At 36.0% G+C, this 23,792-nt stretch carries 15 protein-coding genes; 7 read left to right on the forward strand and 8 right to left on the reverse strand.

Annotated elements, in window-relative coordinates:
• Positions 1-40 precede the first annotated feature (40 nt).
• From VB248_RS19010 to VB248_RS19020, 3 genes are all read left to right on the forward strand, one after another.
• On the forward strand, positions 41-1,156 hold the full coding sequence (locus VB248_RS19010) for an efflux RND transporter periplasmic adaptor subunit (RefSeq protein WP_323298406.1): 1,116 nt from the start codon (positions 41-43) through the stop codon (positions 1,154-1,156).
• A 275-nt stretch (positions 1,157-1,431) separates the two neighbouring features.
• Complete coding sequence (locus VB248_RS19015; protein WP_323298407.1) at positions 1,432-1,728, forward strand: hypothetical protein; 297 nt, start codon at positions 1,432-1,434, stop codon at positions 1,726-1,728.
• Between the two features lie 252 nt (positions 1,729-1,980).
• Entirely contained in the window at positions 1,981-4,293 is a 2,313-nt protein-coding gene (locus VB248_RS19020; RefSeq protein ID WP_323298408.1) for an efflux RND transporter permease subunit, read from the forward strand.
• A gap of 44 nt (positions 4,294-4,337) precedes the next feature.
• On the opposite strand, the gene VB248_RS19025 is transcribed toward VB248_RS19020, so the two are convergent.
• Entirely contained in the window at positions 4,338-5,507 is a 1,170-nt protein-coding gene (locus VB248_RS19025) for a PepSY-associated TM helix domain-containing protein (RefSeq protein ID WP_323298409.1), read from the reverse strand.
• A 44-nt stretch (positions 5,508-5,551) separates the two neighbouring features.
• On the opposite strand from VB248_RS19025, the gene VB248_RS19030 reads away from it, so the two are divergent.
• The gene (locus VB248_RS19030) at positions 5,552-5,791 is read left to right on the forward strand and encodes a hypothetical protein (RefSeq protein WP_323298410.1); all 240 of its coding nucleotides are present in this window, start codon (positions 5,552-5,554) and stop codon (positions 5,789-5,791) included.
• Positions 5,792-6,096: 305 nt separating this feature from the next.
• On the opposite strand, the gene VB248_RS19035 is transcribed toward VB248_RS19030, so the two are convergent.
• Positions 6,097-8,463, reverse strand: coding sequence for a TonB-dependent receptor (locus tag VB248_RS19035; protein WP_323298411.1), 2,367 nt, complete (start codon positions 8,461-8,463; stop codon positions 6,097-6,099).
• Positions 8,464-9,293: 830 nt separating this feature from the next.
• Between VB248_RS19035 and VB248_RS19040 the strand changes: the two genes are divergently transcribed.
• Both VB248_RS19040 and VB248_RS19045 read left to right on the forward strand, forming a co-directional pair.
• Positions 9,294-9,506: a hypothetical protein gene (locus VB248_RS19040; protein ID WP_323298412.1), complete on the forward strand. Its 213-nt coding sequence runs from the start codon at positions 9,294-9,296 to the stop codon at positions 9,504-9,506.
• Positions 9,507-9,680: 174 nt separating this feature from the next.
• A complete protein-coding gene (locus VB248_RS19045) occupies positions 9,681-10,013 on the forward strand; it encodes a DUF6686 family protein (protein WP_323298413.1) in 333 nt (110 codons plus the stop codon).
• Positions 10,014-10,086: 73 nt separating this feature from the next.
• Here the strand turns inward: VB248_RS19045 and VB248_RS19050 are convergent, their stop codons facing one another.
• From VB248_RS19050 to VB248_RS19065, 4 genes are all read right to left on the reverse strand, one after another.
• Positions 10,087-11,160 (reverse strand): phytase, encoded by a 1,074-nt coding sequence (locus tag VB248_RS19050; RefSeq protein ID WP_323298414.1) that lies wholly within the window; start codon positions 11,158-11,160, stop codon positions 10,087-10,089.
• A 137-nt stretch (positions 11,161-11,297) separates the two neighbouring features.
• A complete protein-coding gene (locus tag VB248_RS19055) occupies positions 11,298-12,545 on the reverse strand; it encodes a right-handed parallel beta-helix repeat-containing protein (RefSeq protein ID WP_323298415.1) in 1,248 nt (415 codons plus the stop codon).
• A 28-nt stretch (positions 12,546-12,573) separates the two neighbouring features.
• The gene (locus VB248_RS19060; RefSeq protein WP_323298416.1) at positions 12,574-15,330 is read right to left on the reverse strand and encodes a TonB-dependent receptor; all 2,757 of its coding nucleotides are present in this window, start codon (positions 15,328-15,330) and stop codon (positions 12,574-12,576) included.
• Between the two features lie 281 nt (positions 15,331-15,611).
• The gene (locus tag VB248_RS19065; protein ID WP_323298417.1) at positions 15,612-17,219 is read right to left on the reverse strand and encodes a tetratricopeptide repeat protein; all 1,608 of its coding nucleotides are present in this window, start codon (positions 17,217-17,219) and stop codon (positions 15,612-15,614) included.
• A gap of 942 nt (positions 17,220-18,161) precedes the next feature.
• Between VB248_RS19065 and VB248_RS19070 the strand changes: the two genes are divergently transcribed.
• Positions 18,162-19,406, forward strand: a complete 1,245-nt coding sequence (locus VB248_RS19070) for an MFS transporter (protein WP_323298418.1) — start codon at positions 18,162-18,164, stop codon at positions 19,404-19,406.
• A 214-nt stretch (positions 19,407-19,620) separates the two neighbouring features.
• Here the strand turns inward: VB248_RS19070 and VB248_RS19075 are convergent, their stop codons facing one another.
• Both VB248_RS19075 and VB248_RS19080 read right to left on the reverse strand, forming a co-directional pair.
• Positions 19,621-20,805 (reverse strand): VWA domain-containing protein, encoded by a 1,185-nt coding sequence (locus VB248_RS19075; protein WP_323298419.1) that lies wholly within the window; start codon positions 20,803-20,805, stop codon positions 19,621-19,623.
• Positions 20,802-23,768, reverse strand: coding sequence for a DUF4132 domain-containing protein (locus VB248_RS19080; protein WP_323298420.1), 2,967 nt, complete (start codon positions 23,766-23,768; stop codon positions 20,802-20,804). Before VB248_RS19080 ends, VB248_RS19075 begins: the two co-directional genes overlap by 4 nt.
• Between the last annotated feature and the right edge of the window lie 24 nt (positions 23,769-23,792).

Genomic DNA, 23,792 nt, shown 5'->3' on the forward strand with positions numbered 1-23,792 from the left:
CTCAATGCTCACAGCTATTAGCTAACAGTTAAATACAACCATGAAATCAAAAGCTATAAAATCAATATTTACTGTCGCTGGCTTGTTCGCTACCACGATTTTTTTCAATAGTTGTGATTCTTCTGAAAGTAAAAAAGAAGAAAAAACACAAACGCCAACTGTTCACAGCGTAGAAGTATTTACTTTGGAAAAAGGCATGATGTCCACAAAAATCCAAATTCCGGGAGAATTAATCGCTAAACATAGCGTGGATTTATACGCCAAAGTAAACAGTTTCGTAAAAAAAATGAATGTAGATGTAGGCTCAGAAGTAAAAGAAGGACAATTGTTAGTGACGATGGAAGCTCCCGAACTTTCTGCTCAGTTGTCGGCGGCGGCTTCAAGATTACAATCTCAAGAAGCGATGTATTCGGCAAGTAAAGCCTTGTACGAACGTCTTTTACAAACCAGCAAAACCGCAGGAACAATTTCGCCGAATGAATTGGACCAAGCTTTAGCACGCAAAAACGCAGATTTGGCACAATTAGAAGCCGCTAAGTCGAGCTACAAAGAAATTGCCGACAACAAGAATTATTTAGAAATCAGAGCTCCTTTTAGTGGTATTATCACGGCTCGTAATATCAGCGTTGGTGCTTATGTGGGGCCTTCGGGCAAAGGCTCAGAGTTTCCAATGTTTACTTTACAAGACCAAAAGAAATTACGTCTAATCGTCTTGATTCCAGAAGCTTATACTTCTTATTTGGGCGATAAAAATGACATTACTTTTACGGTAAAAGCTCAACCAAGTGAAGTTTTTAAGGCTAATATTAACCGTTTGGCAGGTGCGATTGACAGTAAATTTCGTTCGGAACGTATTGAAATGGATATTGATAATAGCCACAAAAAGCTTTTGCCGGGCATGGTTGCCGAAGTAAAAATCACTTTCCCTGCTACTGAAAAAACGTTTGTTGTACCCAAAGCAGCCGTGGCGAATGCTCCAGAAAAAGTATTTGTCGTAAAAATCGTGAATGGAATAGCTGAATGGGTGGAAGTACGCAAAGGCAGAGAAGCCGACGGAAAAATAGAAATCTACGGAGAACTATCAGAAGGCGACCAATTAGTAAAAGTAGCCACAGAAGAAATCAGAGAAGGCTCGGAGGTGAAGGTTAAGAAGTGATTTTTTTTGGACTTGAGGATTTGGGGACTTGAGGACTTGAGGAAAAATTAAAAGATTTGAGGATTGATTAGAAGAATAAAACCATTTGGTTATAAAATCCTAAAGTCTTAAAGTCTTAAAGTCCTAAAGTCTCCAAGTCTTAAAGTCACAAAAACAAAATCCTAAAGTCCAAAAATCCTCAAGTCTTAAAGTCCTAAAGTCAAAAAAACACCGTATTTTTGCATTCTGATATGCAAAAAAAATCTTTCATAACACGCTTTATTTGCACATTTTTAATGTGTCTTACACTCGTGTTTTCTATTTATGGAAGAACGCTTTCGGTAAAACAAGCCCATCATTTCGGACGAAATAAATGCAAAATTGAAAGTCCAAGCGAACAACAAAACCTCAGTTCAAGTATTCGATTAAGCGTCGAACTTGATGCAAACCAGCCTCAGCCCACTTTTTTTACTTGTATTAATGTTCTGCGAAATGATAAGCCTTTAACCTTTGTATTTGAAGGGCAAGCCTGTTTTAAATATCCATTTTTTCAAATCTTATTTGAGCATTTTATCGCTAAAAATGCCCCTTGACTTCCTTCGCAAAGTCTATTTAAAGAACGTTTAATTTGAAAATCATCTATTTTCAATACTATTTTCGTTTAGCTAAGTAGGCATTACAAAAAACGATAGCGTTATGAAATTAAAACATTGAATAATAATGTTTTGCAAAAAGCTCATCACTTATCGTTCACAAATCTTAATCAATACCCTTACTTAAACCTGTGTTTTTACAGGTAAGAATCATCTTGTTGACATCACAGAGATTCAAAAACTATCATCATTATGTGGAATTCAATTGCCAAGCTCGTTATCCAATACCGTATTTTATGGATTGGTATTATCATTTCATCCACCGCTTTTATGGGTTATCAGGCAAGTAAAATCGAGCTTTCGTATGAAATCGCTCGAATCCTTCCTGCTTATGACCCCATCGAAAAAGAGTATCAAGATTTCCGTAAGAGGTTCGGCGAAGACGGCAGTATTATGGTAATCGGTTGGCAGTCGCCAAAACTTTTTGAAATAGAAAAGTACAAAAACCTTGTTAAGCTTATCGAAGATATTAAGCGTTTGGAAGGTATCAAAAACATTATTTCGGTTGCCAATTTGTATGAATTAAGGCGAAATGATGCACTTAAGAAATTTGAAGTAGTACCAATCGACAGCAAAGCCATTCATACACAAGTACAATTAGATTCGCTTGAGCAAAAAATAGCCAACCTGAAATTCTACGAAGGCATGGTCATTAATCATGAAAATAATTCATCATTAATTGCGATTACTTTCAATGATAAATTCTTGAATTCGGCGAAAAGAATCGGGATTGTTAATCAAATCAAAAAATTAGCGACCGATTTTTCGGTAAAAAATCAAACTGAATTACACTTTTCAGGAATGCCATTCATTCGTACCGCAACGATGTTGAAGGTTTCAAAAGAAATGAAACTTTTCATGGGATTGGCAATTTTAATGACGGGTCTGATTCTGTGGTTTTTCTTCCGTTCGGTACGTTTTACCTTACTTTCAATTTTTGTAGTACTTATTGGCGTAATTTTTTCTTTGGGAACGCTCCAATTATTAGGCTACAAAATCACCATTCTGACAGGCTTAATTCCGCCACTCTTAATTGTCATTGGCGTACCAAATGCCATTTTCTTAATCAATAAATACCAAGCCGAACTCATCCAGCATGGTAACAAAGAGCTTGCTTTGCAAAATATGATTACGGGCATTGGCTTGTCAACCTTCTTGGCAAACGTAACCACCGCCATTGGTTTTGGTGTTTTTTACTTTACCAATAGTAGCCTTTTAGTAGAATTTGGGGTTATCGCAGCCCTCAACGTGATGATTACTTATCTACTTTGTATATTACTGATTCCCAATATGTTGTTTTATATGGGCTTGCCGAAAGCTCGCCATTTAAAACATTTAGAAGTAAAATGGATCAATAGCTTTTTGTCTAAAATCAATTATTTGGTACACAATCAGCGTAATGCCATTTATGCCGTGGTTTTGGTGGTAGTACTTATCTCGGCTTATGGTATTACTAAAATACAAGTGATTGGCTACGTGGTAGATGATTTACCCAAAAACGACCCGATTTACAGCGATTTACGTTTCTTCGAGAAAAATTTCAATGGCGTTTTACCTTTTGAAATTATGATTGACACCAAAAAACCGAATGGAATTTTTGCCAACCAAGCTCAAACTTTATACAAAATCAAAGCCCTACAAAACAAAATGAGAGCTTATAAAGAGTTTTCAAGACCTTTGTCGATTGTAGAAGCTACTCGATTTTTGTATCAATCTTACCGAGGTGGCGATGGTAAATACTACGTTTTGCCCAATGTGTTGGAGCTTTCAAAACTGACTGAGTACTTGCAAAATGGCAGTGCTTCAAGTAAACAATTCAAGGCTTTTTTGAGTGAAGACAAAAGAATTACTCGTATCAGTTTCCAAATGGCAGACGTAGGTTCTGTACGAATCAAAGAACTGATGGACGAAATTCGCCCGCAAGTAGATGAAATTTTCGACCCAAAAGAGTATAAAGTAAGCTTAACAGGACATAGTTTGGTATTCTTGAAAAGTAACGATTACTTACTTTCTAATCTATACGAAAGTTTATTAATTGCCATTGGCTTAATTGCCGTTGTAGGAATGGTGCTATTCCGTTCTATTCCCGTTATTATTTTATCAAAACTTCCTTGTTTGATTCCTTTGGCATTAACAGCGGGCTTGATGGGCTTTTGGGATATTCACTTCAAGCCTTCAACGATTTTAGTGTTTAGCATTACTTTCGGAATTGCCTCAGACGGAACGGTATATTTCCTCACAAGGTATCGTCAGGAATTACAAAATGGCAATAGCATTTCGCAAGCCATTACCAAGAGTATTTTTGGCACAGGACTAAGTATGGTTTATACCGCCATTATTCTTTTCTGTGGATTTTCAATTTTTGCCGTTTCAAGCTTCGGTGGCACAGCGGCAATGGGCGTAATGGTGTCGATTACTTTGTTGGTAGCTATGGTAACAAACTTGGTATTACTTCCATCTTTATTGATGACCATTGCCAAGTATCAAGGAAAAATTACGGTGTAATATTAAAACGAACGTCGTCCATAAAAACTGTGGACGACGTTGATTTAAACATTCATTTTTTCTTTTAATGATATTTGTTTTTCATTATTCCCATTTTTCTTCTTCCTTCTACCCCACCAAATATAAAAGCCTGTAATAGGCAAACTTGCAGCGACCAAGCTCACACAAAAAGCAAGTACTTTGCCTGCAAAACCAAAAATTGCTCCTACGTGAATATCATAATTCATTCGGATAGCTTTATCAGCCAATTTTGCTTCGTGAAATCTGCCATAAAGATGATTGACAGATAATTCTTTCAAAGAATATTGGTCGAAGTATCGGTAATCAATTTTCCAGTTTGTTCCTATTTCAGTATTAATATTGACATTTATTGAAGCAGAATCTGATTCGGGAATATGCACTTCCATCGTTTTAGCGTCGGGATGTTCTACCAACATTTTCTGCCAAATTCTATCAATGGCTGGCGATTGTGCCGTTAAGTGTGATTTCTGTTTTATATCCGAATACACTTCTGAAAAAACGGTCGATTTTTCGCCTCCCAAACGCCAATAAACCGAATTGGCAAACCATTGAAAGCCCCAAACTAAACCCGTTAAAGCAATAATCAGCACAATCCAAGCGGAATAAAAACCTAATACATTGTGTAAATCATAATTTTTCCGTTTCCATTTGGTCGTACTTTTCCAGCGAAACCAGAAACGTTGCTTGGCGGCACTTTCGTTTTTTGGCCACCATAAAATGATACCCGAAATCAAGAGTACGACAAAAACTAAGGTTGAAATCGCCACCGTTGGCTGACCAATAGTTGGCGGAAGCCACAAATAATAATGCCCGACGAGTACAATTCTAAAAAAATCCCTATCCATATCTTTTACTTTCAGCACTTCACCCGTGTAAGGGTTTAAGTAAATAATGTAATAATAGGACGGTTCGTAATGATAAAAAATAGCCTGAGCTGCTCGTTCCTTTGCCGAGTACATAATAGCATGAAGCTGTTTTTTTGGCAAAGTTTTTTTGGCAATTGCTTCTAATTTTGAGGGTGCTAAAAAAGCTTTGTTCTGAGCTTCCACAAAGCGAAAAGGCTGAGAAAAGTCTTGTATTTCTTCTTGAAAAGCATACAAACAACCCGTAATAGAAACAACAAACACCACAATACCCGACGCAAGCCCAAGCCAAAGGTGAATCTTTCCGATGATTTTTTTAAAATTTTGCATACAGTCTTACTATATTTGATTAGGATTCAAAACCAACAATTGATATGGAACTTATCAGAGAAATCATTGTACCCACTCAAAATACTTATACCCTCAATCTTCCTGATGAGATGATTGGAAAACAAGTAGAAGTCATTGCTTTTGAGATTGAAGAAAAACAAAATAGCAATGTTAATCGCATGGAGAAAATGCAAAAGCTTACAGATTCTCTTGCTGATTTAAGAGTAGATTTAAGCAACTTTAAATTCAATAGAGATGAAGCCAATAACTACGACGATGAATAAAATTGCAGTTGACACTAATATCTTGGTTTACTTTTTAAAGTTGAAGTACATTACCACTGACAAGGAAACGAAAAGAAATATATTCCATCCTCGATTTTTCTTTTGAAGAAAAAGAAGTGGTACTAACATCATTACCACAGAGAAAAACATTGCATTAACATTCATCAAATCAGATAGATACATTATTACTTTCAACCTCGATATATACTCTCTCATAAAGTATATAATCAATATGAATAATGGTATTATTACCCTTGATATTGAAAATCGTCTTAGAGTCATCAATCCTTTTTTATAATTCTGTCTTAAAACCTATAATTAATACTCAATCTCGCATTACGCAAAGCCTCTGTTTGTGAGTAATAATAATTGTTCCAAGCGTAATATGAACCTCCTGTGATTAGATAAGTATTGAAAAGATTATTAACGTTCAAGGCTATCCCGAATTTATCAAACTGATACGATACTGCTCCATCAAAACGAGTGTAGTTTGGCATTGTAGGGTCAACGGCTTTGTTGTAAGCTCCGTACCAATTGGTTCTTCCTGCTAAATGCTGTACGCCAAATGATAAGCCCAAACCTTTTGCTTTCCCCGATTGAAAACGATACTTCAACCAAGTGTTAAAAATATATTTGTCTGTTCCCGGTACTTGTCTGCTTACCTGCGAGCCGTCTGTGTCTTTCGTTACTTTGGCATCCGTAATGGCATAATTCATCGTAAGTTCCAAGCCTTCAAGCACTTGTCCTCTTAAGTCAAATTCTAAACCTTGTGTTTGTGTTTGTCCTAACTGAATAGAAAAGTATAAATGATTAGGGTCTTCTGTCAACACATTATTTTTAGTGATTTTATAAGCCGCAACCGATGCCGTCCAGCGACCATTCAACCATTCTCTTTTTAGACCAATTTCTTTATTATCGCCGATGATTGGGTCAAATTTCTTTCCTTCATAAGTACCGCCAGCTTGTGGAATAAAGGCTTCGTCATAAACAGCATACACACTTGTACTTTTGTCGATTGAATAACTCAAACCTGCTCTTGGCGTAAATTTACTTACTCCAACTGTTCCAGAATAAGGGTCAGTATCATTGGTTGTTGTGTAGCGTCCTGCTAAGGTAAAACGTAATTTATCATTCAAAAATCTGATTTCATCTTGTGCATAAAATGCTGTGTAGCTATTGTTATAATGTACTCCACGCTCACGGATGTCTAAACTACGGTCGAATGTTGGATAGTCTTTAGAAGCCACTTGTCCATAAACAGGATTATACACATTCAGATTACCAATAACACCCGCTTGAGCCCAGTCGTGATAATAGTCTTTATTTCCCATGTCAATTCCTGCCAAAATACGATGCTTGACGCTTCCTGTTTCTACATCTCCATTCAAAAAGAATTGCCCAACTTTTGTTTCTCCTAAAATATCCCAAATAGAAGTCGTTCTTTTTAAAGTATCGCCACTAAAGCCCGATGCCCAAAGGCTTTGTCCTACTTGGTCGTAATGCAAGTACGCTAATTGTCCCGTAAATTTCCAATTGGCATTAATGCTATGCGAAAGCGTTAGGAACAAAGATTGGTCTTTGATCGTCGTTGGTTTTAAATTGGGTTCTAAAGTGGTGAAATTATACGGTAAATCGCTGATTCCTTTTGCTGAAAAAGCATAAGCAGAACCAATTGGCGACATCTCAACGCCTTGATAAGTATATTCGGCAGTTAGTGAAGTATTCGGATTGATTTGGTATTTAATCACAGGAGCTATCGAAACTCTATTGTTATATTCAAAATTGCGATGAGTACCTTTCATTTGTCCCATTAGGTTCAAACGATACAGTATTTTACCATCTTTACTCAATTTTCCATCAAAATCTGCGGTACTTCGGTACGTTCCGAAACTACCGACCGTCATGCCAATTTCTGATTTAGTAATCCCTGTTGGTTTTTTGGTTACTACATTATAAAAACCGCTGGGTTCGCCACTGGCAAGCATAAAACCTGCTGGACCTTTTACGATTTCGATGCGTTCTACCATACTCATATCTTCTGTGAGTGGCCCCCAAGTTTCGGTTACATTCATACCATTTCTGAAAGCGGCGATTCTTGAACCACGCATCACAATACGGGCGTAAGTTTCCCAATGTTCTGAACGTGACGCACCACTTACATTACGAGTAACGCCTTCGGACATATCAAAAATCTGTTGGTCTTTTAATGCTTGTGCCGTAACTACCTGAATATTCTGCGGAAGTTCTAATAAAGGTGTTTTCAAACGAAGTGAAATAGACGGATAATCAGTTACATACTTGCTCGGGTTCGATACCACCACGACTTCTTTCAGTTGTTTGCTATCTTCTATTAAAGTAAAATTGAGTTCTTTACTTTCTCCTGCCGCAAGTGTTACACTTTCTTTCTGAGCTTCCAAACCTACAAAGCTTGCTTGTACAATGTATTTTCCGGGTTTTATCTCTTTAATTTCATAATAACCGTTCTCGTCTGCTACTACGCCTTTGTTTGTGCCTTTCAACGATACGTTTACAAATTCTGCTGCTTTTCCGTCACTTGTAAATACTTTTCCTTTTACTGTTGCTGTGTTCTGAGCAAACGAAAATACGCTATGGAGTACTAAAACACTACTGAATATCAGACGAATAACGTGTTTTGATAATTGTTTTTTCATGATATTTTAAAATAAGGATTAAAAAAATATGGTTTGTCGGTTCTGATTTGACACTGCAAATATTGTTCTTATTTAGACTAAATCAAAATAATTTACCTTTTTATTTGGAATTATTCTAAATAAACTATTACCTTTGTTCTGTACTTCTGAGACTTGAAGATTGAGGACTTTAGGACTTGAGGTTGACATTAGAAGCAAGAAACAAGATGCAAGAGTTTATTATTTGAGACTTGAGGAAGAAGTTGATGTAAGATTTTTTTGTGACTTGAGGAATTTGAATTTTATAACTTGAAGATATTGAACGTATATATCTATACGAACCCAATGTTATTCATAATAAAGCTTGAAATGATTTGTGCTTTCGGGCAATTATACAATACTGATAAATACCCTAAACCTGAATTCGGAGGCATTTTGAGGCTCACTTTAATTGCAAAGTGGGTTTCAAAACCTCCAATCAATAGATTATTAAATAAAGTAATGTGCTGAATTCTTTTCGTTCATATATCTCAAAACAGTCTTGATTTTCAGGACTGTTTTTACAAATAAGTACCGTAATTCAGCCAAAACAACACAATTTTATGATGTTTTCAATTCATGCTTTTGCATGAAATCAACAAAAAACCGTTTTTATGACCAATGTCTATCACCATTTTGTACAATAATTAGCCAAAATTAAGTAGTTGTGCAGCATTTCATTGGATTTACAAATATTGCAATTATCTAAAAGTCAATATTTTAAGTTCATAATTCAGCACTCATACTTACTTGTGGCTGTCCTCAGAATATTTTTGAAGGACTTGTATTTAACTCCTAAACAATAAAAACAGATGGAAACATTAGCGTTTAAAACAAACATTAGCTCTCCTATTGGTATTCAAGCCATTTGGGACGCACTCAAGTCGGTAGGAATTAGCAATTTCAACATTGACTTTCATGATGTAAACAAAGTGTTAAAAATTGTATCTGAACCTTTTACACCTTGTGAAAAAATCATTAATGCCCTTGTAGGTCTGGGCTATCAGTGCGAGAAACTATCTTAGAATCAATAAGTAATACAATACATTTAGCGCTCAGTAAGGGAGTAAAAGGCATCGCTCTCTTCATAAACTGCCGTTGCTCTGCGACGGCGGTTTTTCTTAAATTTCGGATGTTCGGATTTGGGATGTCAGATTTTTTAACTTAAAACCTTCCATTTTTCTTGATAAGTCTATTTTATGGAAAACTCACACGATTTCAAGACATTAACTGCAAATACAAACGGATATATTGGTTATTGTCCATGCTGTAAAAAATATAATCTTGCCTATAAAAACTCTTTATTTATTTTTAACGAATTTGAATTTGGAGCTTTTCAAGATATGTTAGAAAAGAGAATCGGTGTCCACGATTTTTATACTTCGCATGGCAAAGAAGTAATGTTGCGGACACCGCTAATGAATTACTATATTTTACTGAAAGAAGCTGAAATTGAGGAAATGTTGAACATGATGGACAACGTTGCGTTCCTGCTACAAGCTCATAGAAGGGTGAATGTGAATAAAAATTAAATGCTGAGTTTTGAGTACAGAATGATGTGTACAATGTATTGTCATTCATCATTCCGCACTCAAAACTCCACATTTATTTCAATTTCTTTCCTGCAATATCTTCCCATTTGTAGAAATGAAAAGTACGGTCGTCGCTCATGGCGATGAATAATCCTTTTTTGAAAGTACTGTTTAAAGGTACAGACACTACTTCTGAGCCATCGCTTTGTACGGCTTTTACTTTTACTACTTTCAATAAAGTATGTTCGTGTGGATTTTGATCTGTTCCTTCTCTGCGAAAAATATGAAATTGGTTTGCTCCTTGGTCTGAAACCAAAATATAGCCTTTCTTTTGGGAAGTCTGATAAATAGAAATGCCTTCGTGGTCTTCGGTAAAACCTGTGGTGGCAAACAAAGCCAATTCCTGATTTCCTTTTGAAGGTTCGGCAAAATACTTTCTTACGCCAACGCCTTCGTCGGAATAATAGATATAGCCCAATTCGTCGTCAACGGCAATAGATTCTATTTCTTTTCTGCCACTATAAGCTCCAAATTTTCTTACTAAAGTAGCTTTTACTTGTCCTTTTCCGTCGTCTTCCAACAAATATTGCCAAAGATAAGTACCATCAGTTGGCCCAGATTTTCTTCCGACAATCGCATAGATTTGCCCTACTTTATTTTTGTATAAAGCAATACCCATCAAATCACGGTACTCTGCTCCTGTTTCGTTTTCAAAAACTTCAATGCCTCCGTTGTCAACGGGTTTCATGTCTGGCAAAGCGTAAATTCGGAGTTTGTGGGTAAAACGCTCTGTCGTTACTGCAATGTCTGTGGCTTTGTTATTGAGTTTCAAACCATACTCAATGTCCACATTATCAGGTCTTTTCAGGTTACGAACTACTTTATCTTCTTGAATTTTTCCCTGTAAATCATACACATACAAAGCTCCGTCGATGTCTTTATCTGTCCCAATCACCAGACTTTTGCTGGCATCTTGTGGATTAATCCAAACAGCTGGGTCGTCGGTATCGTGTTTTACAGGTTCAGTAATAAAAGTAGGCTGTATAATCTGCTGTTCGCTGTTATTATTTTTTGTTTGTACTGCCACTTGTTTACAAGCAGTAAGCGAAAAGCCAAGGAATAAAATACTTAAAAACCGATGATTCATTATTTATCTCTTCTTTTAATTGTTAGTTAGTGAGTTGCGAATTAGTGAATGTTTCTAAAAGATAATTAAACCTCTATTCACTAATTTACCAATTCACAACTCACTAACTAACTAATTCACAACTCACTAACTCACAACTACTTCGTTCCAAAAGCACCAATATATGAAGTTGGTTCTGGTGATTTGTAAGTTTGTCCGTTAATCGTAATACCGTCTTTGAAATTTCTGGTGAAAGTAGTAATTCCTTTGTTCAAAGCTGGCGAACCTGTTGTTAAATGGAAATCCCAAGCAGTCGAGAAGTCTGCATTGTAGCTATCAGTATTCACTGGATAATTCACAAATTTAGGGTCGTTATCACCCGCTTTTGTACCAATTACATCATTTTTACCTGCTAAAATTTCAGTACTTGGTTGGAATTGGTTTACTCCTTCTTGCGTGTAACCGTAATACAATGAATTACTTACGATAGAACGATTGTCTTCTGGTTTTTTCACATCTCTTTTGATACCGAAACGAGTATTTGCCATCAAATTATTGTACAAATCAGCACGTACACTTGCCTCTAACCAAATAGAACCGCCTTTAATCGTTGGTCTTCTCCAACCTGTGTTTACAATCGTATTGTTGTAAGCCACCACGTAAGCTTGTGGCGTGCGGTCGCCAGAATTTGATAATTTCAAGGCGTTTGTGTTGGTGCTGTAAATCAAATTATAAGCCACATCAGCCACGCAACCCGATTTAATATTGATTGCCTCGCCACCACTTTCGCCCGTTGTATGGAAAGTATTATTGGTAAAAATGATGCTTCCGCCTTCCAAATAAGTACAGTCGTCTTTCCAGTAACGAACGATTGAATTTTGCATGACTAATTTTCCTGCCGTATTTGAAAACCAGATTGCTGGGTCGAATTCACCGCTAACGGCTTTGTATAAACCTTGCTTTACAGAAGTAGAAGATTCGGTCGTTACTGCTCCGCCATATTCCAAAATTGCATTGCTAAGTACCAATTCTGCACAAGTTTTTGACGCTAAAATACCGCCCCAAAGTTTTCCAAATTTGTTTTTGGCAATTCTTGCTCCTTCTGGAACGGTCAATTTTACAGGATTGGCTGTACTTCCCAACACATACAAATTACCGTTTACAATTACTTCTGGCTTTGCCGTTGTGTCCATTACTACGGTTACGCCTTCTTCAATGGTCAAACTTTTTCCTGCTGGAATAATGATGTCGGTTTTTACTTGAATGATAGAACCTTTTGTCCAAGTTCCTGATACTTCACCTGTTACGGTTTGTTCCACTACTGGCGTTGTGTTGTCGTCTTTACTGCACGCAGCGAACAAGGTCATCAATAACATGATGCCCACAAACATTTTTGAATTTTTCATGATAAAATTTGATGTTAAAATTTTTGAATTAGTATTTGAATTTTATGCCGATTAGATAACTCCTCTGGTAATAGTCTTCTCGAATCAAAGTTTTGCCATTGCTGTTGGCTTGGTCTGGAATATTGTTGTTTACGGGATTGGTATTTTTGATGAAAACTCGCATGGGCGTATTCAATAAATTGTTGGCTTTGGCAAAAATCACCCAGCGGTTATTCAGCTTTTTTTCTACCGAAAAATCCATTTGGATGAAGGCTTCTTGCCATAAATCATTGTCTAAAAACTGCGAAACGGTATTGATACGCTCGCCTGTGTACGACGCCGCCAACTGGGCATCCCAGCCTGTTTTATTATTTTTATAGAGTAAAGAAAAATTGCCGATATGTTCCGACTGCCCGTAAAGTGGACGAGTTTGATTAACAGAAATAGCACTCAAATTGCCTGCACTATCACGCACTCTGATATTCTTTTTGGTAGTGATAGAAGAGTTGGTATAAGTATAATTCGCTTTGATTCCGAAGTTTTTGAAATACTTAATTACATCTAATTCAAAGCCATAATTATTGGCATTGCCAAAATTGCCGGGTGTATAAAAAACATCTTGTCCACGGGTTTCATCTACTTGCAAAGTGTATTCAATCGGATTTTTGATGGCCTTGTAAAAAATCCCTGCCATTACTTGGTCTGAAGGATTGGGAAAGTACTCGTATCGCAGATCAATATTATCCGCTATCGCACGCTGTAAATCTGGATTTCCTCTTTCTTGAAATTCTTCGTTCACGACTTTTCCGGGTACTATTTCAAAAAATCCGGGACGATTGATTGAACGGAAATAAGAAGTACGCAGGTTTTGAGAATTATTCAAGCTATGTTTGATATTCAAACTTGGTAAAAAATCGGTATAAACCTGATTGCCCGAAGGACGAAGTTCGCCCAATGGAAAAAGCATTTGATAACCTTGGTCTGTATGTTCTACCCGCATTCCACCGATGATTTGCGTAGCTTTTGTATTCAATTTTGCCATTACGTAAGCTGCCGCAATTTTTTCAGTAGCATCATAATTCAGGGCCGAAGCGACTGTTCCTCTTGGGTTTTGAACGGTAAAATTTACTTCGTCGTAGCTATTAAAATCTTTTCCGTAAACCGCCAAAAGATTGGTAGGTTGTAGGATGTAATTATTATAAAAATTACTTCTTTGCTTATCTCGATACAATACACCAGTACTGATTTCCAACGGATTATCTTTCCAAGCACTCAAATAAGTAAGGTTCAAATATGTGGCTAAATCTCGGTCGTCGTTGTGTTCCCAGCGTCGGCTACTTTGTTGTGGATAGATTTTCGTTTCTACAAAATTTTCTCTTTTGCCCAATACACTAAAACTGGTATTGTCTGGCGTTTGGTTTGAGGCCGTAGAATACACAGCCGACCAATTGAATTTTAATTTTTCTGCTAATTGGTGCGTTCCTTGCAATGTACTATTGAAGATTTGCTGTTGCGTTACTCTTGAACGAATGCTGAAAGTTAAGCCTGCATTTCCTTTTTCGGGGTCATAACCGCCCGAAGAGTATTCTGTGGTTTTGGTATCACGCAATTGTTCGTTCAGCAAATTCATGTAGGCATTGTACCATTGAATTTTATTGTTTTCGTTCAAACGAAAATCAATTTTAGCGTGCAAACCCAAACGCTCCTGACGCTCGGAGTATTGGCGTTCTGCCAAACTGGTAATTCTTGACGTTCTTTCGGTATCATACACCGTTGAAGAATAAAATTTGCTATTACTTCCACGGTAAGTATTCTGAAAACTGCCTGCTAAAATTACGCCCAAACGATTTTGTAGGAAGCGGTTTCCGATAGAGAATCCGCCTACAAGGTTTGGAATAGGTTTTTTGGTTTGAAGTGTTAGTGTTCCTTTCGGAAAATCTTTTGCTGTGGCTGAATAAGTATTTCCGTTTAATTCATAAGGCGATAATTGCTGAATCTGACTGGCATTGAAGCTTGTAAAATCACGATTCATAAACAATTCGTTGTAACCGCCTGCCAAATTTCCTTTGATTTCTAACTGATTTGGTGCGTCTTTCATCACCATATTTACCACACCGCCAACAGCATCACCTTCTAAATCAGGCGTTAAGGTTTTGAATACTTCTAATCGTCCTAACAATTCTGAAGGAAAAATATCTAAAGGCACATAACGATACTTATTGTCGGGACTCGGAATTTTGATGCCGTTCACCAAAGTATAATTATAACGTTTGTCCATGCCTCGCAAAATGGCGTATTGTCCGTCGCCATTGCTATTTCGTTCAATAGACACGCCCGATACTCTTTGGATTAAATTCGCTACCGTCAAATCTGGTGAAATTTCAATGGCTCTTCCCGAAATAATATTCATCAACTGATTGGCTTTTCGTTCTGAAAAACGAGCAGAATTTTCGGTCGATTTATCGGCACTGGCTCTTACGACTACTTCACTCAAAGACTGTTTGGCATCGGGTTCTAAACTGAAGCTTAGAAAAAGGTCTTCTTTGCCAATCGTGATTTCTTTGGTGATACTCTGGTATGAAACATAGCTAATTTTTACCTGATATTTCCCTGCTGGCAATTGCTTGATGCTAAAAGAACCGTCTAAACCTGTGGCATCATAAAAGCCTTTTTTATCCAATCTTACATTCGCTCCAATCAAAGGTTCTCCTGTTTCTTTGTCGATTACTTTTCCACTAAATGTTCCTGAAAAAGCGGTAAATGACAGTAGGATAAAACAATATATTAGGCTGTAAATTCTGTTCATATTTTCTTTGTATTGTCTTTATTTCGCTTGCTGATATTTTACTCGTAAGAGAAATAAAAATTTATTTGCACTCGTTTTTTTGATGAGGCAAAGGTGCAAATACAATCAGAACAGAAACAAATTTTGGGCGTTACAAAAAGGCAACAGCGTTACAAAGTCCATAAACAAGAAGGCAACAAGAGTAACAAATAAAAGACAAACCATTGATTTTCAATAATATAAAGATACATCTTCGATACATTATTAAATTGTTACCGTTACATTTCTGAATCGTTAAGTACTTATAAAGCTTGAATAAATGCCGAAAGACTATCGCCTTGAGCAAGGTTTAGTTTCTTTCGTAATCGGTAGCGAACTACTCTTAAACTATCTTGAGAAATGCCCAAGAGCGAAGAAATATCCGCAGAAGTAAGATTCATTTTTAGCAAAGCAATCAATCGTAAATCGTTTGCCGTAAGGTTCTCGGAAGTAGCTTTAAGTTTATCAAAAAAGCTTTGATGTACTTGTTCAAAAATTCCTCGAAACTCCTCCCAATACTGGTCGTGATTAAAACTTTGGTTGATTTCCTGCATGATTTGTCGAAGCTGACGTTTGGGGTCTCGGCGGTCGTCTTTGATCATTTCTTCTAATCGGTGATAGAGTTTTTCAAGCAGTTGATTTTTCTGAATCACGTGTAGCGTATGCGAACTCAATTCTTTTGTTTTGATTTCCAAAAGGTTTTTTAGGTTTTCTTCTTCCAATACTTTGTTGCGTAAAGCTACTTCCATCAAGGCTTTTTGCGTTTCAAACACATGGTTTCTTTCTTCATTCAACACTCTTTCGCTCTTGATTTTCAAACGCTGGCGACTGATGATAACCGTTGCCAAAGCTGCCAACAAAATCGTAACGATTCCAATGGCAAAACCAATAATTTGGTTTGTTTTTCGGGCGTTGTTTAGTTGCTCTATTTCATTGTTTTTTTTCGTAATGTCGTACATCACTTGTAGCAAAGCCAGTTGTTTATTGCTGTTTTCGTCGTAAATATCCAAAGCCGTTTTTCGACTTAATTCTAAATAATGAAAAGCACTGTCGTTGCGTCCCATCAAATTATAGGCTTTGGCAATGTCACGGTAAGCACCCGATAATTGATACGTTTCCTTAGAAGCTAAAGCCAAATCCAAGGCTTTTTTTGAATATACTAAACCATCTTTTAGCTTTCCTGTTTTCCTCAAAACATCGCCCAAATTATTCAGCACTTCAATTTGAGCAATGTGATTTTTAGTTTTCAGATTGGTTAAAAAGGCTTGCTGATAATAAAAATAAGCCGAATCGTAGCGTGCTAAATCTTCATAAATACTTCCTATATTTTCATAAATCTTTGACATTCCTTGACGATTATTGATTTTTTGGTAATGGCTCATCGCTTGTCGCTGATAGGTAAAAGCACTATCGTACTTCTGCTGTTTTTCATATAATTGACCAATCTTGCCTAAAGTATTCGCCATACCCAAATCGTTGCGAGTACTTTTATAAATAGCAAAAGCTTCGTCGTAATGTTGGCGAGCAAGATTTCGCTGACGATTATAGTAATACAAAACTCCTAAATCATTTAAGTTTTCTGCCAATAAATCTTTCTTCTGATTCGCCTTGAATAGCTTACCGGCTTGCAAATGGAAATCTAAAGCCTGCGGATAATGCCCAAAATGATAACAGATTTGTCCCATTTGTTGCAAGTAAATACCTGCCTGTACGGCATCTTTCTGCTCATTGGCTTTAGTATATTTTTCTTTCAACAACCGAAAAGTAGCGTCTGGTTGTAGCGTAAAATTTGATTGTTGGATTTCTTCCTCTTTTTTAAAAGTCTGAGAGAATAATACTGGCGTAATAAAGTAGCAGAAGATGGTAAGCAAGAGCCTTTTTTGCCAACAAAAACCAAATAGAAATTTGAAGTAATTCATAATGAAGACCGATGAAAAATTTCATAAATTTCAGTTTGATAATTTCAATGTTAGCACAAAAGCATGAAGCTTAACAAATATTTAATATGATCCACTCCCTTTATGAGAGCAAAATAATCCGTCTGGTCGTTGGTTAAGCGAAGCGTTCCTACAACCACAAAAATATTAGAGCGTCACGCTTATAATTGGCTATAAAGAGTGAAAGAGGTCAAAATAAAGTGTTGACTTAAATAATTTTCCCTAATAATGCTAAATTACAGTTGATATACCAAGTTGAGCGTGACGCTCTTTTTTATTTTTAGGTCGTAGGAACGCTTCGCTTAACCAACGACCAGAACGAGCATTTATGTTTTTCAATATGCTTAAAGCCTTATAATAAGCACATTAAGAATATTTTATGCTTGTCATTTCTATTTTTTCTCAACATTCTTCCATGATATTTCTGGTAAACAATACAATTTTTCAAGGTTGAAAAGTATTTTGTCGTGTAACAATGAAGCATTGTAAGATTACAAAAGTATTTTGTCGTGTAACAATGAAGCATTGTAAGACTACAAAAATATTTTGACGTATAACAATGAAGCATTGTAAGATTACAAAAATATTTTGTCGTGTAACAATGAAGCATTGTAAGATTACAAAAATATTTTGTCGTGTAACAATGAAGCATTGTAAGATTACAAAAGTATTTTAGCGTATAACAATGAGTCATTGTAAGAGCAAAATAATATTTTATCAATCAATTAAAAGGCATTATAAACACGTAATATTTTTCTGTAATAAGCTATTTATTAGCTGTTTTATATGCTTTTGACCAAAGAATTTGCTTTAATTGTTTTGGATGTATTATATTTCCCTACAAATTCTGTATAGAACTCTTTTCAAGACAATAAAATGACAAAAACGCTTTCAAAAACTCCTTTACAGCATCTTCTGAGTATTCCTGTGATTGTTGCCGCACTTGGCTATTTCGTTGATATTTACGATTTACTTCTTTTCGGCATTGTTCGTGTTTCAAGTTTAAGAGACTTAGGCTTAGACGAAGAACAAATCTCTTCTGTCGGAAAAGACATTCTTAATTGGCAAATGGGTGGTTTATTAGTTGGCGGAATTTTATGGGGAGTTTTGGGCGATAAAAGAGGCAGATTATCCGTTTTATTTGGTTCAATTATTACTTACTCTTTGGCAAATATTGCCTGTGGCTTTATCCAAGACCCTACTTCTTATGCCATTCTTCGTTTTGTGGCAGGGGTAGGTTTAGCAGGAGAATTAGGAGCTGGAATCACTTTGGTTTCGGAAGTATTACCCAAAGAACTCAGAGCTTTAGGTACTTCTTTGGTTGCAGGAATTGGTTTGTTTGGGGCAGTAGCAGCTTATTTTACCGTTACGCAATTTGGCGGTTGGCGAAACGCTTATTTTATCGGTGGTGGCTTAGGCATCGTTTTATTATTGATGCGAATCAGCGTATTTGAATCTGGTATTTTTGAAAATGTAAAAAAACAAAAGCACGTCAGCAAAGGCAATTTCTTTTCTTTGTTCACCAATGCAGATAGATGTAAGCGTTATTTAAAATGTATCGGCATCGGAATGCCTACTTGGTTTACGATTGGGATTTTGGCAACCTTCGCCAATGAATTCGGAAAACAAATGGGAATAGCAGAAAATATTGAACCGGGCAAAGCCATTATGTTTTGCTATGTTGGTATTGCTTTTGGAGATTTATCAAGTGGTATTTTAAGTCAATACTTACAATCAAGGAAAAAAGCCGTTACCATTCTGATAAGTCTTACCTTGATTTGTACCCTTGTATATCTTTATGGAGGGATTTCTACGGCTTCGGGTTTATATACACTTTGTGTATTTATGGGTTTTTCAGCAGGATATTGGGCGATGTTTGTAACGATTGGAGCAGAACAATTTGGTACAAATCTGCGTGCAACCGCCGCAACGACCGTTCCGAATATGGTTCGTGGTACAGTAATCGGTATGACAACACTTTATGCAAGCTTAAAACCTGATATGGGCGTTTTTAATGCCGCAGGCGTAGTAGCTCTCATTTGTTTTTCCATCGCCTTTTTCTCTATCTTAACCATTCCAGAAACACATGGAAAAGATTTAGATTACTTAGAAGAAGATTAATAAAATTTTGTTTTTATATAATCCTTCCAAATGGTCAAAATGACCATTTGGAACAAGACTTTTGTGACGAAGGAAAATGAAATTTTATGTTTTCCCAAATGGTCAAAATGACCATCTGTTACAAGACTTTTTTTGACGAAGTAAAAAGGAATTTTATGATTTCTCCAAATGGTCAAAATGACCATTTGGGAAAAGTAAACGATTTTGAAGTACTTTATGAAATACCTTTTAGTACAATATCATTTTCGCCAGCCCATTGAAATAAATCTTTCTTTTGAATCGCCGAAGCCATCAAATCTGGAAACATATCTGGCGTACAAGCAAAAACAGGAATATGATGCTCAGAAAAGAATTTCGCATTAGCGGCATCATAAGAAGGACTTCCATCATCATTAAGGGCAAGTAAACAAATTACTTGTACCCCCAACTCAACTAAGGCAACGGCACGTTTACGCATCTGTGCAAGGTTTCCGCCTTCATACAAATCTGTAATCAACACCAAAATTGTATCATCAGGTTTTTTGATAATTTCCTGACAGTATTGTAAAGCCAAATTAATGTCTGTTCCGCCTCCTAACTGTACGCCAAAAAGTAAATCAACAGGGTCTTGCAAGTCTTCTGTAAGGTCTGCTACTTGTGTATCAAACACAACCATCTGGGTTTTAACATTGGGCAAAGAAGCCATCACAGCCCCAAAAATGCCTGAATACACCACTGACGTTCCCATAGAACCACTTTGGTCTAAACACAGTACAATATCTTTGAGCGAACGCTTTGCTTTTCGTCCATAACCCACTTTTACTTCCGGAATAATCGTCTTGTAATCAGGCTGATAATGTTTGAGATTCTTTCTGATAGTAGTATTCCAATCTATTTCATTGTAGCGAGGACGATTATTTCTGACCGAACGGCTTAATGCACCCGACAAAGCAGCAATTGTTTTTTGCTCTAATTTTTGCATCAATTCATCCACTACTTTTTCAACTACACGGCGAGCGGTGTCTTTTGTTTTTGAAGGGATTAATTTCCCCAGTTCCATCAAAGTTGCCACCAAATGTACGTCGGGCGTAGTCTGCTCTAAAATTTCAGGTTCGAGCATCATTTTCTTTTGCAACTCTGGATGTTTCAAAGCATCATTTTGCATGACTTTCACAACCGACTGCGGAAAATAATTACGAATATCCCCCAACCAACGAGCAACACTTGGACTTGAGCCTTCGCTCCCACCTTTAGTTTTCGACTGAGTATAATCGAATTTTTGCTTTTTGTCCAAATCATACAAAGCTGTCAGGGCTTTATCAATCTGAATTTCTGTATCAGATAACTGGCAACCAATTCCATCGGCTTCATCTCCGCCCAAAATTAACCGCCATTTTTTGAGTTGTTCTTCGTTTTTCATGATTGAACCTGAATTGCTTTTAATGAAATCATATCTGCCATCACTTCTGAATAGACAATTGGCGGAACATTCCCAAAGTCAATTAAACGTGTATCGTGGATATTTTCTGGCTCGTCATAAACATAGCTTCCAAAGGCAACTTTTCCTTTATGAACAAACATCAAACTTCCTAATTCAGCATTTTCTTCAAGATAGCCTACGCTAATCATTCCTTTTTGGATGATAATAGCCGTAATTCCTGCTTCTGAAAAGTCTTTGTAATAACTGGATATCCCTCCTGCATCTACAACAGACCCTCTAACCCAGCCTAATTTATCCATCTTATTTACAAAAGCATATCCTCCAATTGCCACATCACTAAACTCTTCACTCATTTTAAGTGAACAATCTTGCTCTTTTAGTGATACGACCATTCTATTAAGCTGTGGAAAAATAGGCTGAAGATTGGCATCATAAAGACTACTACTCCAAAAATCAATACTTTGAGATGAAAGTGAAATCGGATGTACCATTCCAATTTGTAGTGTTGGCAATAGTGCTATTTCATCACCTTCTTCATTGATTAGTGTCTGATCTTGCTCGCACCGAAAAGTAAATAGTAATTCCCCTGATGAATTATAAGCACCCCAAATCAGTCGAACAGCATATACAAACATAATTGGGTTTTCTAAGAAAAAGCTTTGCCATTTTTCAGAAGACCATTTCCGTTGAATAATTAAATATTGTTCTAATCGGTTTGATTGAGATTTTACAATATCCTTGATTTCCTTTGAAATTTCCTTTAACTCTTCTGCCAATTCTTTATTAATATCCTTAGGAGGCGACTTCAACAGTTTGTTGTCTTCATTTAAAAACATGATTTTAAAATCGGTATTGATAAACGCACGATAGCTTTCATCTCCAATTTCAAATCTTCTAAATAGTCCGTCAAAACCAAAATTAGGAATAATAGAATCAGCTAAATCATAAGGTGAAATTCCTAACTCTTCGGCAACAATGATAAACGATTCATTGGCTGCTGCCCCAATATTTTTATGCTTAGCTTTATACTTACGAGAAAAAAACTCAACTGCTCTTAAAGCTTTTGTTGAACCTTGTAATGCCAGAGATTTCACTGTATATTCTGCCATCTTTCCTCTACTTGTTTCAGCAAATTCAATCACCTTTTGGCGAAGCAAGTTGATTACGTCATCATCTCCTAAAAGCCCCCCTAAAGTCAAACAAAATTTGTACTTTGCCTCTGCTCCATTTTCAAAATACGCTTTAACCAAACCTTTTGCAAAAGCACCACTTGAAGCTCTATCAATCAACATAATTAATGCTTTTGCTTCAATATCCATGCGAATATCTTTTGCTCTACCCATACGGTAAAACAAAAATCTAAGCGTATCATTATCAATTATTTGATTAGCATCTTTCCAGTATATAGGAGGAAGTTTTGATTCGTCTAACCATTTTTCTAAAGGCGTTTCTAATTTTCCTCTTTCTTTTGCTTTTTGGACTCTATGGAGAATGTCTTCTCGTGTATTTTGGTTAGAAATAATGGTTAAGATACCTTCTAACATGGTGTCACGAGTATCATCATTTTTCTCCGTATCAATAAAATTTGTTAAAATTTCTTGAGCTTTTTCAGATTTGATTAGGGATAATAATAAAGCTCCAGTCTGGCGTAAATCAGCCTTTTTATGCCTTAATAAATTTTCAGCCTCTTCAATAGCATATTCTCCAAAACTCGAATATGACACAGCCATTATATCTCTTAATTTTTTAGAATTATGAGAAAGGTAGTTGATGTATATATTTTTATAAGTAGAGATTTTGAATGTTGTAAGTATAGTCAAGTATGATTTTAAAGCTTTTATCCGATAGTCATCTAATGTCCATTCAATTAAATTATTGATAAGTTGAACGATTATCTCTACACTTTCTTCTCCATATTTTTCAATAATAACTTGAAGCACATCAATACCTACAAAATGTTTTGTAAAAAATAGCTTTTTTATCATTTCTAAATTATCATACTTGTCGAGAAAGTCAGATAGATATTCGGCTGATTTATCAATAAATGGTATGCTTTTAAACAATGAATACTGATATTCTTCTGAAAAGTCATAGCTATTTATTCCAAAAGAAATTTCTTTAATCGTTCGCTCGGAAATTAACAACTGATGGATTATATCAAAAATTAAATGACTATACTTTCCGGGAAAGTGATACTCCAATAGTTTGATTAGAAGCAATTTAGAGTAGAAGTTTTTTTGTTTTTCTAATCTTTTTATTATGAATATCTCATATTTCAAATCGGATCTTAGCAGAAAAGAGAAGGCCCTTATTTCATGGAAAAAATATTTACTTTTGACGTCTGATTCTTCAAAAATATCATCAATAAACAAATCAACAACAGAAGATGTGTTTTTACGATTAATTTCATAATCAACCAAGTATTTTAGAAGCATCATATTCCCACTTTTAACTATCTTTTCTGGTTCAGCTAATACATTCTCGACAACAAAGTTATTTAGGAATAAATTTTGAGTATAATTCTCCCAACTTGGTGTAAGTAAATCATTTACAAAGTCAATTTTAGAGATGCCACTTGCTTCTAACTTGCTCCAAAACAAATAAATATTATTATGAGAACTTTCTTCTTCAAACAACTTATTTAAAAATCTATACAGGCGAGAATAATAGCGAATATTTGACCAAATGTTTTTTTCAGTCAAAAATGATAAAATTCTATCGTCAACTTCATCCCAAATGGGTAATGGATTTAATAAACCAACAATATCATCCAATTGATAAGTGGTATAGCCCATGTGGCTTGAAGAGTAAGAAGGTTTGTCGCCTCCCTCTTTAAAGAATTTTATTAAGTCTAAGAAATACTGCTCTTCGGCAGAAAGTTGAAATATTCTGGTTTTTCTTTCAAAAGCGATAAACTGTTGAATCCTATGGGAAGTTAACATACAAGAATACTGTTAATAATTGTT

The sequence above is a fragment of the Arcicella rigui genome (assembly GCF_034929435.1).
GTDB lineage: Bacteria > Bacteroidota > Bacteroidia > Cytophagales > Spirosomataceae > Arcicella > Arcicella rigui.